General features: G+C 61.6%; 13 protein-coding genes and 1 pseudogene. 5 read left to right on the top strand and 9 right to left on the bottom strand.

Annotation, left to right across the window (positions count from 1 at the left end):
• Positions 1-6 precede the first annotated feature (6 nt).
• The 3 genes and pseudogenes from LDP01_RS15035 to LDP01_RS15025 all read left to right on the top strand — a co-directional run bounded on the left by LDP01_RS15035 (position 7) and on the right by LDP01_RS15025 (position 2,627).
• The gene (locus LDP01_RS15035; protein ID WP_026543233.1) at positions 7-717 is read left to right on the top strand and encodes a response regulator transcription factor; all 711 of its coding nucleotides are present in this window, start codon (positions 7-9) and stop codon (positions 715-717) included.
• Between the two features lie 2 nt (positions 718-719).
• Positions 720-2,166 (top strand): annotated as a pseudogene (locus tag LDP01_RS15030) (sensor histidine kinase).
• A gap of 170 nt (positions 2,167-2,336) precedes the next feature.
• Positions 2,337-2,627 carry a WXG100 family type VII secretion target gene (locus tag LDP01_RS15025; RefSeq protein ID WP_224093660.1) on the top strand — a complete coding sequence of 97 codons (291 nt, stop codon included), beginning with the start codon at positions 2,337-2,339 and terminating at the stop codon, positions 2,625-2,627.
• Between the two features lie 157 nt (positions 2,628-2,784).
• Here LDP01_RS15025 and LDP01_RS15020 read toward each other — a convergent pair whose 3' ends face one another.
• The 5 genes from LDP01_RS15020 to LDP01_RS15000 form a co-directional block, all read right to left on the bottom strand.
• Positions 2,785-3,828 (bottom strand): ribonuclease HI family protein, encoded by a 1,044-nt coding sequence (locus tag LDP01_RS15020; protein WP_224093657.1) that lies wholly within the window; start codon positions 3,826-3,828, stop codon positions 2,785-2,787.
• Between the two features lie 197 nt (positions 3,829-4,025).
• Positions 4,026-5,651: a chaperonin GroEL gene (gene groL / locus LDP01_RS15015; RefSeq protein ID WP_224093650.1), complete on the bottom strand. Its 1,626-nt coding sequence runs from the start codon at positions 5,649-5,651 to the stop codon at positions 4,026-4,028.
• Positions 5,652-5,964: 313 nt separating this feature from the next.
• Positions 5,965-6,168 (bottom strand): cold-shock protein, encoded by a 204-nt coding sequence (locus LDP01_RS15010; protein ID WP_216926027.1) that lies wholly within the window; start codon positions 6,166-6,168, stop codon positions 5,965-5,967.
• Between the two features lie 189 nt (positions 6,169-6,357).
• Positions 6,358-6,978 carry a LytR C-terminal domain-containing protein gene (locus LDP01_RS15005; protein ID WP_224093649.1) on the bottom strand — a complete coding sequence of 207 codons (621 nt, stop codon included), beginning with the start codon at positions 6,976-6,978 and terminating at the stop codon, positions 6,358-6,360.
• 48 nt (positions 6,979-7,026) lie between these two features.
• Positions 7,027-7,362 carry a DUF3263 domain-containing protein gene (locus tag LDP01_RS15000; RefSeq protein WP_396133470.1) on the bottom strand — a complete coding sequence of 112 codons (336 nt, stop codon included), beginning with the start codon at positions 7,360-7,362 and terminating at the stop codon, positions 7,027-7,029.
• 108 nt (positions 7,363-7,470) lie between these two features.
• On the opposite strand from LDP01_RS15000, the gene LDP01_RS14995 reads away from it, so the two are divergent.
• Together LDP01_RS14995 and LDP01_RS14990 are read left to right on the top strand one after the other, a co-directional pair.
• A complete protein-coding gene (locus tag LDP01_RS14995) occupies positions 7,471-8,238 on the top strand; it encodes a uracil-DNA glycosylase (RefSeq protein ID WP_224093648.1) in 768 nt (255 codons plus the stop codon).
• A 52-nt stretch (positions 8,239-8,290) separates the two neighbouring features.
• On the top strand, positions 8,291-9,130 hold the full coding sequence (locus LDP01_RS14990; RefSeq protein ID WP_224093647.1) for a siderophore-interacting protein: 840 nt from the start codon (positions 8,291-8,293) through the stop codon (positions 9,128-9,130).
• On the opposite strand, the gene LDP01_RS14985 is transcribed toward LDP01_RS14990, so the two are convergent.
• From LDP01_RS14985 to LDP01_RS14970, 4 genes are all read right to left on the bottom strand, one after another.
• Positions 9,127-10,614: a threonine/serine exporter family protein gene (locus LDP01_RS14985; RefSeq protein ID WP_224093640.1), complete on the bottom strand. Its 1,488-nt coding sequence runs from the start codon at positions 10,612-10,614 to the stop codon at positions 9,127-9,129. The two genes, LDP01_RS14990 and LDP01_RS14985, sit on opposite strands and share 4 nt — an antisense overlap.
• Before the next feature lie 27 nt (positions 10,615-10,641).
• Positions 10,642-11,955 carry a peptidoglycan bridge formation glycyltransferase FemA/FemB family protein gene (locus LDP01_RS14980; RefSeq protein WP_224093637.1) on the bottom strand — a complete coding sequence of 438 codons (1,314 nt, stop codon included), beginning with the start codon at positions 11,953-11,955 and terminating at the stop codon, positions 10,642-10,644.
• 106 nt (positions 11,956-12,061) lie between these two features.
• Positions 12,062-13,150: a lipid II:glycine glycyltransferase FemX gene (locus tag LDP01_RS14975; RefSeq protein ID WP_224093636.1), complete on the bottom strand. Its 1,089-nt coding sequence runs from the start codon at positions 13,148-13,150 to the stop codon at positions 12,062-12,064.
• A 122-nt stretch (positions 13,151-13,272) separates the two neighbouring features.
• Positions 13,273-13,749 (bottom strand): ABC transporter permease, encoded by a 477-nt coding sequence (locus tag LDP01_RS14970; protein WP_224093634.1) that lies wholly within the window; start codon positions 13,747-13,749, stop codon positions 13,273-13,275.
• Positions 13,750-13,769 lie beyond the last annotated feature (20 nt).

Below are 13,769 nucleotides of genomic sequence, written 5' to 3'. Positions count from 1 at the left end.
GGTGTCATGAAAAAGAACGGCCCCGAAGCCAAGCTCCTTGTCGTCGACGACGAACCCAACATCCGCGAGCTTCTCTCCACGTCCCTGCGGTTTGCAGGTTTCGAGGTCGTTGCCGCATCCAATGGGCGCGAAGCCCTGGCCGCCGCCGACCTCCACGCCCCCGACCTCGCGGTCCTGGACGTCATGCTGCCCGACATGGACGGCTTCACAGTGACGCGTCGGCTCCGTGCCGCAGGCAAACACTTCCCGGTCCTGTTCCTCACGGCGAAGGACGACACCGAGGACAAGGTAACGGGCCTGACTGTGGGCGGGGACGACTACGTCACCAAGCCCTTCAGCCTTGACGAAGTAGTGGCCCGCATCCGCGCCGTACTGCGCCGGACCCAGCCCCTTGAGGATGACGACGCCGTGATCCGCGTGGACGATCTCGAACTCGACGACGACGCCCACGAAGTCCGGCGCGGCGGCACGGTCATTGAGCTGTCCCCCACCGAGTTCAAGCTCCTGCGCTACCTCATGCTGAACCCCAACCGCGTTCTCTCCAAGGCACAGATCCTGGACCACGTTTGGGAATACGACTTCAATGGCGACGCCTCGATCGTTGAGTCGTACATCTCCTACCTGCGCCGCAAAGTGGACATCGACCCCGATGCCGCAGCCCTCATCCAGACCAAGCGCGGAGTGGGCTACGTGCTGCGAACGGCAGAGAAGCGCTGACCTTGCTGCAACGCTGGAAAGCGGCGTCCCTGAGGTCGCAGCTCGTCGCCATCATCATGGGACTGCTCCTCCTCGCGCTGGCCGCGACGGGCGCCGGCACGCTGACGCTCGTCAAGAGCTACCTGCAAGGCCAGGTTGATGACAAACTCAAGGCCGCCGTCGCACTGGCCCAGGACCAGCAGTCATTCGACAAGCTGTCCGAGCCGAACCCTGCCGTCCCCACGGACTACTCGCTGACCCTGTATGTTCCGGGGCTTTCGCCGTATCCCTTTGGCGGCATGCAAAGCGACCGTCCGGCGATCGCGAACATCACTCCTGCCGAGGCCAAAGCGCGCGGCAATGCCCCGTTCCAAGTGAGTGGCACCGCCGGCAGCAACTGGCGTGTCGTCGCCGTGGGCGTCGTGGCCAACGGGCAGAACGGCGTGGTCATTATCGGCCTGCCGTTGACGCCCGTGGACAAAGTCATGGAACACGCCGTGCTGGTGGTGGTTGGTGTTGGCCTGCTGACCCTGGTTCTGGCGTTCTTCATCGCTACATGGACTGTGGCACGATCCTTCAGGCCCCTGGCCCGGGTGGAGAAGACAGCCGCAGCCATCGCCGCAGGCGACCTCTCACGACGCGTGGAAATCGACAACCCCCATACAGAGGTGGGCCGCCTCGGCGCTTCGCTGAACGCAATGTTGGCCCACATTGAGGCCTCCTTTGCGGCGCGCGCCGCTTCTGAAGCCCGGATGCGCCGCTTCGCTGCGGATGCTTCCCATGAGCTCCGGACACCCTTGGTCACCATTCGCGGTTTCTCTGAGCTTTACCGCCACGGCGCGCTGGCGACTCCCGAAGACGTCGCCACCGCCATGGGCAGAATCGAAAGCGAAGCCAAGAGGATGGGTTCCATGGTGGAAGACCTGCTCCTCCTGGCCCGGCTGGACGAGCAGCGGCCGTTGCAGCTCAAGCCTGTGGACCTTCAGTTGTTGGCGCACGACGCCGTGGTGGATACCAAGGCCTCATCCGGCAACCGGAACATCACGCTCATCGGTCTCGACGGATCCTCCCCCACCCCGGCCCCCGGTCCACGGCGATGAGGCCAAGCTCCGGCAGGTAATCGGCAACCTGGTGGGCAACGCCCTGCGCTACACGCCAGAGGGTACCCCCATAGAACTCGCCGTTGGTGTACGGAGCAGTCCTGAGGGCACGCTTTCGGTCATCGAAATACGGGATCACGGGGCCGGCATTCCGGAGGCTGAGACGAACAAGATCTTTGAACGCTTCTACCGTGCCGATACCTCCCGCACCCGCGAGACCGGCGGCAGTGGCCTTGGACTGGCCATTGTGGCCGCCATCGTTGGCTCGCATGGGGGCAGCGTCCGGGTGAAAGAGACCGACGGCGGCGGCGCAACTTTGGTGGTCAGCCTCCCGTTCCGCGAGGAGCCCGCGGAGCTGATATCGCAGTAACGCGGGTGTCCCCCGCATTGGCATTACCTGTATGACGGCTCATCAACGGAGCGGTTATCCACATAGCGACGAATGATTGTTCCCCGCCCCCAAGCGGCTGCCTAGGCTCGATGTTGTGGCCACGCACACCGCCGCGAGCAGCGGAACATCATCGTCGAAAGGCATCACCCATGAGCGTCATTTCCGTCGACACAGAGCTCCTTCAGCTCAAGTCGTCCAACGTCAAAGCAACCGTTGACCGCATCAGCACGGACGTGCAAGCCATGAAACTAGGACTGGACGAGCTCCAAGCCACGTGGAAAGGCTCCGCGGCAACCAACTTCCAATCGCTTGTCCTTGAATGGTCCCTGACGCAAAACAAAGTCGAGGCTTCACTGGCTTCCATCAACATGGCTTTGGCGTCGGCAGCCGCAAGCTACCTCGAAGTCGAGCAGGGCAACACGCAGCGGTTCGCCTACTAGGGTCTCCACGATCAAGCTACATTCGCGGTCCAGCTAGCTATAAGCTCCTGCGGGGCCGGCTGTCTTCCCCCTGTGCAGCCGCCCCGCAGGTCATTAAAGCCCGTTGCTGCCTGAGCTGTACTTCCCCTGCTGTGCTTCCTGTTTGCTCCCTGTTTGGTCAGTTTTCGGGGGTTCCCTGGTGGAATCGGAGCCGCCACTGGCCTCGGTCCAGGAGCCAAACGGAACTGCGGAGGGCCGAACCTGAGTGCGCGAAACTGCGGTAGTTCAGCAGGATCGTGTTCTCACTCAAGCGATCGGCGCTAAGAACTTCCAGTTCAATCGGTTCGCCGGGGTCCTCCTCGAGGGCGACCATCATGGCGTCCCGGGTCCAGAAGCGACCGGAGCTGCCAATCTCGGCAAAGTCGGGATGAAGCAATACTCCAATCCTGCCGATGTCAGTCCTCACATCGGGGCGCAGGAGTTCGCGCTCCAGGGCAACCACGACTTCCTCCGCGGGCAATTCCCGCGCGGACGCATCCTCGTCCAGTTCACTGAAAAGATCCGGCTGGCCGAAGATACCCGACTCCCCAAACAGGGTGGGTTCCGAGTGGGATTGGAATCCGCGCCCGGCTCTGGCCGGCGGAACTGGAGTGGTCGTGGGAACGGCCCCTGCTGTGCGTACGGATCCGGCTGTAGGAACCGCCCCGGTGCCAGCGGCCGCTGCGGCAGGAACAGGTTCGGCCGAGACTTGGTGTGAGCCCGTAAACCCCGGTCCGATAGGAGCTGCCGTGCCCTGCTGGAAGGCGGTGGCTACGGCGCGTGCGCGCTCGTCTGCTGCCTCGTTGAGGTCATGTCCGGCGTGACCCTTGACCCATTCAAACGTGTATTTGCGCCCGACGATTGCTTGGTCGATGTCCTTGAGGAGGTCAACGTTCAGCACGGGCTTTCCGTCAGCCTTCCGCCAGCCCTTCCGCTTCCACCCGGGCATCCACTTGGTGATGCAGTTGATGACGTACTGGCTGTCGCAAAGGATCAGCAGTTCTTCCTGCGGTATGTGGGCCGTGGAACGGAACAGGTCCAGGACAGCCATGAGCTCGCCCATGTTGTTGGTGCCGTGTGGCCAACCTCCGGCGCGCCAACAGGAATCGTCAACGTACCAGGCCCAACCGGCCGGCCCGGGATTGCCGAGGGCAGAGCCATCGGCGGCAGCAATAATCGTCATGCCTTCAATCCTGCCAGACCGCACAGACACTGAAAGCGTGCTAGCACCCAACCCAGTAGCAGCAGATGCCCTTTTGAGCGCTGAAAAGGGCATCTGCTGCTATCTACTTGGGCGCGGACGCAAACGACGGCGGCCCCCTCCAAATGGTGAGGACCGCCGTCGTTTGCTCTAAAGCGTGACGCTACAGCTTAGGAGGCTTAGAAGCCGCCCATGCCGCCCATGTCGTCGCCACCGGCAGCCGGAGCGTTCTTCTCAGGCTTGTCGGCAACTACAGCTTCGGTGGTCAGGAACAGACCAGCGATGGAAGCAGCGTTCTGGAGAGCCGAGCGGGTGACCTTTACGGGGTCGTTGACGCCAGCAGCCAGCAGGTCTTCGTAGACACCCGTGGCAGCGTTCAGGCCGTGGCCGGAAGGCAGGCCGCGAACCTTGTCTGCAACAACGCCCGGCTCGAGGCCGGCGTTGAAGGCGATCTGCTTCAGCGGAGCATCGATGGCAACCTTGACGATGTTGGCACCGGTTGCTTCGTCACCCTGGAGGGTGAGGTTGGCGAATGCCTTGGCGCCAGCCTGGATGAGGGCAACGCCACCACCGGCAACGATGCCTTCTTCAACAGCAGCCTTGGCGTTGCGGACAGCGTCCTCAATGCGGTGCTTGCGTTCCTTGAGCTCAACCTCGGTTGCGGCACCGGCCTTGATGACTGCAACGCCGCCGGCCAGCTTGGCCAGGCGTTCCTGCAGCTTCTCGCGGTCGTAGTCGGAATCGGAGTTCTCGATTTCGGCGCGGATCTGGGCAACGCGGCCTGCGATCTGGTCGGCGTCGCCGGCACCTTCAACGATGGTGGTCTCGTCCTTGGTAACGACAACCTTGCGGGCGGTACCGAGGAGATCCAGTCCGGCGTTCTCCAGCTTGAGGCCGACCTCTTCCGAGATGACCTGGCCACCGGTGAGGATCGCGATGTCGGCGAGCTGTGCCTTGCGGCGGTCACCGAAGCCCGGAGCCTTGACGGCAACAGACTTGAAGGTGCCACGGATCTTGTTGACGATCAGGGTGGCCAGGGCCTCGCCCTCGATGTCTTCAGCGATGATCAGCAGCGGCTTGTTGGACTGCATGACCTTCTCCAGGACCGTGACAAGTTCCTTCACGTTGGAGATCTTGGAGTTCACGATCAGGATGTACGGGTCTTCGAGGACCGTTTCCTGGCGCTCAGCGTCGGTGACGAAGTAAGCGGAGATGTAACCCTTGTCGAAGCGCATGCCTTCGGTGAGTTCGAGCTCCAGGCCGAAGGTGTTGGACTCTTCGACCGTGATGACGCCTTCCTTGCCCACCTTGTCCAGGGCCTCGGCAATGAGGCTGCCGATTTCCGGGTCGCCGGCGGAGATGGAAGCCGTAGCTGCGATCTCTTCCTTGGTCTCGATCTCCTTGGCGGAGGCGAGCAGCTCGGTGATGACGGCCTCGACGGCCTTCTCGATGCCGCGCTTCAGGGACAGGGGGTCGGCGCCGGCGGCAACGTTGCGCAGGCCTTCCTTGACCAGTGCCTGGGCGAGAACCGTAGCGGTGGTGGTACCGTCGCCAGCGACGTCATCCGTTTTCTTGGCAACTTCCTTGACCAGCTCAGCACCGATCTTCTCGTAAGGATCGTCCAGCTCGATCTCCTTGGCGATGGAAACACCATCGTTGGTGATCGTGGGGGCGCCCCACTTCTTTTCGAGGACGACGTTGCGTCCACGCGGGCCGAGGGTGACCTTGACGGCGTCGGCGAGGATGTTCAGGCCCCGCTCGAGGCCGCGGCGTGCCTCTTCATCAAATGCAATGATCTTGGCCATAACGGCGGTAGTCCTTTCGGGACAGTCGTTAAGAAGGAACCTGTCAGATAGGGTGCCCGCGACGGACGGTCCTTTGCTTGCGGCCTCTGTATGCCCCGCGCTCCGGACCTCACCCCACCAAGGTGTTTCTTGATCCTCCTGACGTTCCGGGAGCCATCTGCTGCCGGCGTAAACCGGGCCGCAGTTAGCAGTCGAAGCGTAGGAGTGCTAAATCAATAATTAGCACTCGACCGGGGAGAGTGCAAGCAGAAGCGCCACTTTGCGCTATAAACAAAGGGGTTTCAGCCGTTAGCTGACGCGACGGCCGAGGGGACTATGCAACGCGGACACTTTCGGCCTGCGGACCCTTCTGGCCTTCGCCTAATTCGAACTCCACCCGCTGGCCTTCCTCAAGAGCGCGGAAGCCTTCCATCTGAATCGCGGACCAGTGCACGAAGACGTCGTCGCCGGAGTCATCCACAGTGATGAATCCATACCCTTTTTCGGCATTGAACCATTTGACGGTTCCCAAAGCCATGATGCCCACACTTTCACAGTAGCCAAGACCGGTTGCCGGGATCTCCGGACCGGAATCAATCCACTGTAACCACAGTCACTCGCCGCGCGCTGCTGCGGAGGGGTCCACCATGACTTTTGTTATTGAGGCTTAACCGAGTTGCCACTTTCGAGGCTGGAACCCCGGGAAAATGCTCGAAGATCGGCGGAACTACTGGTAGCCAGGTCCCACAACAACAACCAGCGGCTGCTGGATTTCAGGAGATTCAACAACGGCGGAAATACCCAGGAGCTTGCCCAGCGCTTCTGCGTTCGCCTTCTGGCCGGGAACGTTGTAGAAGACCACGGAAGACTGTTGCGGCAGGCCTCCCCAGTTCCCCACAGTTCCCAGCGTCCAGCCATCGCCTTGGACCAGCCCTGCGACTCGGCTCGCAAGCCCGGCCGTAGCCGTGCCGTTGTAGACGGCAACTGCAACGGTTTTGTCCACCGGTGCAGCAGAAGGAGTTGCCGAGGCTTCGCCGGAAGGTGTGGTGCCCGGGCTCGGCTCACCGGAAGCGATGGGCGCGTTGCTTGATTCGGTAGGTGCAGCCGAAGGGGAAGTTTCACTCTGCTGGGGCGCCGGCGTCGAAACGCTTGCGGACGCACCGGGGGCAACCAGGCCAAGCCGCGGAAGTATAAGGAAAGCGACGAGTCCCAGCACCAGTGCGACGGCTCCGACGGTCAAGACCGGCCACAAATTGGGGCGGGCTGTCTCTTGGGCGTCACGGTGAACACCCTGCCGGGAGCTGTTCTGTGGGACCCGGTCGAATTCATCCTTGGCAAATTTGGTCATGGTGAAGCCTTGTCCTTGCTGGTTGCTGCTGACTATCAGCCGGGCGATTTACGCGTCGGACCCCAGGCGGCGCGCTGTCCGCGCACGTTGGCGCGACGTACGTAGTCTACGCAATCTCTTCACAAGCATGGGATCGTGGGCCAACGCATCTTCGGTATCGATAAGTGCGTTCAGGATCTGGTAGTAGTGGGTGGCGGAGAGATTGAAGAGCTCACGGATCGCCTGTTCCTTGGCGCCGGCGTACTTCCACCATTGCCGCTCCAAGGCCAACATTTGCTGATCACGGTCACTTAAAGGTGAGTCGCTGCGGGTCTCTGCCGCCAGGTCTTCAAGTGCCAAACCGGTAGACTGCGGCGCCATTGGTTCCGGTGCTGGTTCTGCCACGGCACACTCCTTGACGCTGGTTGGGGGAAAATGTCCTACACCCATGTTACGGGCGAATAACAACGCTGTCATTCGCACCGCCGATGCCATGGAGGGGACAATGACAGGGTGACTGGCGAGGATGCACTGTTTGACCTGGAACCTGCCGGCGTTGCCGATCCGGGCTTCGACGAGCTTGTTGACCGACCCCTGGAAGAGCTGATGGCCGCGGATTGGGCGGACGCCTTGCGACCCGTGGAAGGCCAACTCCGTGAAGCTTTGGCCTTTGTTGCGGGTCAGGCTGCCCAAGGGATCCAAGTCCTACCCCCGGCTACCAACCTGCTCCGGGCTTTCTGCCGACCACTGGCCGACGTCAAAGTACTCATCCTTGGCCAGGACCCGTACCCAACCCCGGGACACGCCGTCGGGCTTTCCTTTGCCGTCTCGCGGCATACGCGGCCGATCCCCCGGAGCCTGGCAAATATCTATCGTGAACTCCACGACGACCTTGGGCTCCCGCCGCGCATCCATGGCGACCTCACAGCCTGGACGGACCAAGGCGTCTTGCTGCTGAACCGCGTCCTTAGCGTCGCAGCGGGAAACGCCGGCTCACACCGCGGCAAAGGCTGGGAGGCAATCACGACGGCGGCCGTCAGGGCGGTAGCCCATCGCACCGACGGCGCGGGACGCCGTAGTCCGCTGGTAGCGATTCTGTGGGGGAAGGACGCCGAAGCGGTCATGCCGCTGCTGGATGGCACACCGGCAATCACGTCAGTGCACCCGAGTCCCCTCTCAGCATCCCGTGGTTTCTTTGGTTCCAAGCCCTTCAGCCGCACCAACCAACTGTTGAGGGAACAGGGCGCAGAGCCCGTCAATTGGGAACTACCCATCTTGTAACCTTCGACTCATACGCAGGTGGCACCCAACGAATTAGCTTAGGCTTGCCTACATGGCTGCTCTCCCCGTTACCTCGTCCGCCACCCGGAACACGCGTCCGCAGGTTAACCTGACCGTCCTGCGCAAAGAATGGCTCTCACCCCACATGGTGCGGATCGTCGCCGGCGGCCCAGGGTTCAGCGACTACGCGAACAACGAATACGTGGACCGATACGTCAAGATAGTTTTTCCGCAGCCCGGCGTTGATTACCAGCTTCCGCTGGACCTGTGGGGCATCCGCGAGTCAATGCCACGTGAGCAATGGCCGCACACCCGGACGTACACCATCCGCTGGGTGAACCTTGAAGAACGCGAACTGGCGATTGACTTCGTAGTCCATGGCGACGAGGGCCTGGCAGGGCCTTGGGCGGCGGCAGCAGAACCCGGAGACTCCCTGATTTTTACCGGCCCCGGCGGCGGCTACAACCCCGCGCCCGACGCCGATTGGCACCTCTTCGCCGGCGATGACGCCGCGATTCCAGCCATCGCAGCCTGCATAGAGGCCCTCGCCCCGGAAGCCCGCGGATATGCGTTCCTTGAGGTGGACAGCGCCGAGGACATCCTGCCTATCGCCGCTCCTGCCGGCCTGGAACTCCGATGGCTCCAGCGCAACGGAGTGCCCGCCGGATCAAGCGAGGTGTTGCTGGACGCGCTTCGCGAAATCCAGTGGCTGCCCGGCCGCGTAGATGTCTTTGCGCATGGCGAAAGGGGCTACATGAAGGGCCTGCGGCAGATCTTCTTCACCCAGCGCGGCCTGGAGCGTTCGCAGGTTTCACTCTCCGGCTACTGGGCACAGGGCCGGGTAGAGGAAGTGTTCCAGGCAGAGAAGAAGCTCCCCGTAGGACAGATCTAGCGGCGCCGTACCCTGCGGCGCTCGTTGCTGGATAGTCCCTTCGTAAGCGGCCGCGCCAGGTTATCGCCCAGCACGATGCCTGCTGCCACTCCCAGGACAATCGCGCCTGCGTTCAACATGCCCCCCGCGCCCTGCAGAATGTCCGCTTCCTCGATGGTCAATACATACATCGAACGGAATATGGTCAGGCCGGGCAGCAGAATCAGCGCGGCCGGAACAGCCACCACAAGTTGGGGAGCACCAAGTTTCAGCGCCACTACCCGAGCCAGCAGGCCGATAGCCACAGCCGAAACTGCCGGCGACAAGCGGTCGCCAAACCCGGCCGTAGTAGCCCCCCACAAGACGAAAAAGCCAACCAGGCCGACTGCCGCCGTCGGGAGTAACAAACGCATCTGTGTTTGTTCGGTGACCCCAATAGCTACCACCGCGATCGCGATCAGGATGGCTTGGCCCCACAAAGGATACGCGTCCGGGAATGTTTTGGTGACGTCCAGGACTTCGCTGCCCATGAGGGTCCCCACCACAACCGCGACGGCGATGCCGGCGACGATCGCGCCGAAGGTGAGCAACGTGGAGAGGAATCGTCCGGCGGCCGTGACGGGGAAGCCGTTGATGGCGTCCTGAACGGAAGACACCAGCCTGCCTGTGGGAAGCAACAACAGGATCCCGCCCGCAACCACAATGGACGGAGCGATGTCCGCGCCAGCCCAACGCAGCATGAGGGCGATAAATGTAACCAGGAACGAGCACGACAGGGTGATGAAGAAGTCCGGGGTGCGCCACCGGCTCAATTGACGCGCAACCAGGCTGATGAGCAAGTTGGAGCCAAATGCCAGGGCTGAAGCGCCCGGACCGCCGCCCAGTACGCCCACGAACACCGCGGCGAACACAGCGAAGGCAACGGTTACCATCCAGCGAGGGAAGGGCTTGGCGCTCCGGACGATGTCGTTGAGTCGACGGACTGCCTCGTCGCGGCCAACGCCTCCGGCCACGATGTCCGTGACCAGTTGATGCACTTGGGCCAGGCCGGCGTAGTTGTTGGTCCACGAGCGCACCACGCGCAACAACGTGATGGGGGTCTGGTCCTTCGGTGCATAGTTGATGGCCACCGACTGGTTGGTGATGTCCACTTCAACGTTCTTCAAGCCAAGAGCGGCAGTCACGGCAATCATGCTCGTCTCAACTTCAAGGGCACCTGCGCCGTAGCGGAACATGACTTCGGCCAGATGCAGGGCGAAGTCGATGGTCTTGCGCGCTGAAGCGTCGACGCCGACAACCTGGATAGTTGGGTTGGCGTACGGACTTCCCGCGAGCCGGTCCACGATGTTCATGGGGGCTGTGGGCGGACTATCGCCTTGCACCAAGCGCATCAGCATGCGTTTGGCATTGGCGTTCTGCCGGATTTGCGATGGCCGCATCGGCTGGGTCTTGGGCAAGCCGTCAGTGTGAGGCCTGCCGCCGGAGCCCTCAGGGCGTTCAGTCACGCAGTGTTCCTCCCTTGGCTTCGTTGATTAGTTCTTCCCCCGAAATTTCCTCAGCAGGTTTCCGGGCTCCGGCAATTTTGCCAGTACCGTCTTGGCGGCAGCTGCAAGCTTCCTGACCGCCTGGTAAGCAGTGAAGACCGGCAGATTCACCGGTGCAACGAAGTCGCCCACCAGTTGGACCACTTCGCCGCCGAAGCCCTTCTTGAATTCGTAGCCGCCGTGACCGGTTTCATCCTGGCCCTGAATGCCGAACGTGCCATAGAAGTTGTAGCGCGAGTAGCCGTTGTTCAGCGCGTGCAGCATCATGCCCCAGTAGAGCGACGTTGCCCCGTTGAAGTAGATGTAGTCCTGGACAGTGCCGCCGATCACGCACACGATTTCATCGCCGGAGCATGCGAAGTGGATTGCCGCAACCGTAGCCACGCCGACCGAGTCGGGGAAGCGTTCGATGTCCTTCAGGCTCCGCTCGTAGCTGTCCACGAGATCCTGGACAACCTTGACGCGGTTGGCCTTCTTCTTGCTCCCGGTTTCCTCGACCTCTCGTTTGAGGTCCGCGAGGGTCTTGGCTTCGGCATCCAGGCGCTCGGTGATGGACGCCCGGTATTCGGGGATATTGATCTTGGCCATCATGAGCTTGGTGAACTCATCCGAGGTATTGCGGAGCAGTCCTTCGTAGTATTCACGCTCGCGGTAGGTGAAGCCCTTTTCGTCGCCGGCCGTGCTCAGCGCGTTGTAGAAGTCGTCCAGCGTTTCCAGCGTGGCCTGCTCCAGGTAAACGCCGTTCTTTTCGGCCTTCCGAATGGCCTTGCGCGTGCGGTAATTCATGCCCATGATGAGCTCTTCGGAATCGGCGATCCCATCCAGCTTCTTGACGAACATCCAATTGATGTTCGCGAAATTCATGTCAAAGCCCTGGTGCTTGAAGCCCAACCCTGCCAGTTCCTTCAGCAGTGGACGGTTGTCCTCAACCTCCGGGTGCTCCGCCCCGTCCTCGTCGCGGGCGATGTACTTGACGTTTGGCGAGATCCGCAGCTCAGCAGCCTTCTTGGAGGCCGCATGCTTTTTCAACTGCTCGACGACGAACCGCACCGTTTCGGCGTCGTTGTAGTCCAGCAGTGGTCCCTTTGCGCAGTCGCAGACCTTGTAGCCAAAACGGTTGGCTGTGTAGACGAGCTTTCCGGCGGCAATCAGGCTGCCGCCGCGGGTTACGCCAAAGAGCTCCACTTCCTGGCCGCGGGCACGCTGGAACCGCGCCAGGTCTACGGACTGGATGAAGCTGCCTTGCGGGTGTCCCTTTGCGAATGTCTCGAAATCAGCGTCATTGAGAATCACGAATTCCATGCCGGTTCCAGCCTCAATCGGAGTCAAAGAAATTACCTCACCTAGATAGATTTGCACCCGTTGGTGGCCGGGGCGGGCCTGAAGTGTGTTGGGTTGGTGCCGGTTCTTAGTAGAACTGTCCGCCGGTGCGCATGGTTTCCAGCCGGCGGAAGACGCGTTCGGCACCCTTGAGCCAGAGCTTATGCCGGATTCGTCCGAGGACGAGGTCGTAGCAGCCTACGAAGTCCGTAACGGTCTTGGTGAAACTCGTCTTGAACAAGCCCATGCCAAATAGTGGGTGGGTCTTGTCCTTGATCCGGGCGGCAGGTGGCGTGCCGCAGAAATCGTACTCAACGCAGCCCAGATCCTGCATCCGCTGGATAGCTGCCCACTGGACCAAATGCGAATCACCGTATTGCTTGCGGTTCTGCGTGGAGCCGCCATCCTTGTAGGTTGCCTTGGAGCCATAGTTGATAACGAAAGCACCGACGCTGGGTGCACCGTCCTCATGGACAAAGAAGAAGTGCCCCTGCCCGCGGCTGCAGAATTCGTGCCAGAAACGGGAGTAGTACTCATAACTCCGCAACGGCATGGCACCCTTGGCGTTCACGGTGTCTTGCATCAGTGCGTAGAGCTTGCGGTAGGTCTCCTCGCCAGGCTCAGCTGGGAGAACTTCGCATCCTTCACGTTCTGCCCTGCGGACGGCGTTGCGTGCCCGCGATGAAATGCTCCGCAACACTTCGTTGGCAGGGGCCGAAATATCCAGCAGCGCTGTTGAGTCGTTGGATTGAATATTTGGCGCCTTAACCAAGCCCACGGCTTTCAGCTGAGCCGCCACCTCAGGCGAGTCCACGACGTCGGGCTCGATCTTGATGGTGAAGACGTTCATCTTCTGTTCACGGGCCAGCGCAGCGATTGCGGTCAGCATGGGGTTGATGTCATCCACAGAGGCGGCGTCCGGGCCCTTGATCAGGTACCACAGGCGGCCCAGGACAGGGAACTTCTTCTCAAGAAGCAAGTTGTAGCTGGAGTATTCGGAGGTCTCCAGAACCAAGCGGCGGACCAACCAGCCGTTGCCATCCTTGACTGCCGCATAGGCGTCCGACTGCAGCATGTTGCCGCCATTGGGGTTGGCTGTGACGTGCTTGTCCCAGTTATCGATTTCCTCGGCGGTGGCAAAGCGGGCGGTAAATTCTCGCAAGGTGGCCGTGTCCAATCTCAGGGGTTTGGTGCAGTGTTCAAATCGGTGCTCAGAAGCAAGTGCGCATGCGGACATGCAGCCCCAAGTCTATCGGGCGTAGGAAAATAGCTTGACTCTCCGTGAGTTGCCCGTTCGAGCTAGGCGCGAATTGCCTGCGCCGGATCCGCTCTGGACGCCGCAATAGCCGGATACACCGCAGAAAGAACACCGGTAGCTGCGCCGGCAGCGATCCCAGTCCACACTGATTCAGGTCCCAGCACCGGCGTCCACTCCTGGCTCAGGCAAAAGGCCAGGACGCCGAGCACCCCCACCGCTCCCCCCGCCAGGCCCCCACCCAATCCCACCAGCAAGCCCTCAAGGATAAACATCCGGGCAATGCTGGCGCGACTCGTACCGAGGGCTCTACGGAGAGCGATCTCCGATCTTCGTGTTTGCACGGTCAAATACATGGATGTAGCAGCGCTCAGGCAGGCAAGAGCGAGCAACACCCAGGAGATGACACTGATCAATACGCCCAAATCATTGTTCACACCTCTTCGGAGCGAGCGAAGGTCGGCCACGGTGTTTACTGTGAAGTGCTCGGGATGGGCGGCGTCGAGGGCTAAAGGAATCACGTCGGCCAGTGGCGCTGGAA

Origin of the sequence: Arthrobacter sp. StoSoilB13, from assembly GCF_019977255.1 — a bacterium.
In the GTDB taxonomy this organism is placed as follows: Bacteria; Actinomycetota; Actinomycetes; order Actinomycetales; family Micrococcaceae; genus Arthrobacter.
This window is presented reverse-complemented; position numbering and strand designations above follow the sequence as displayed.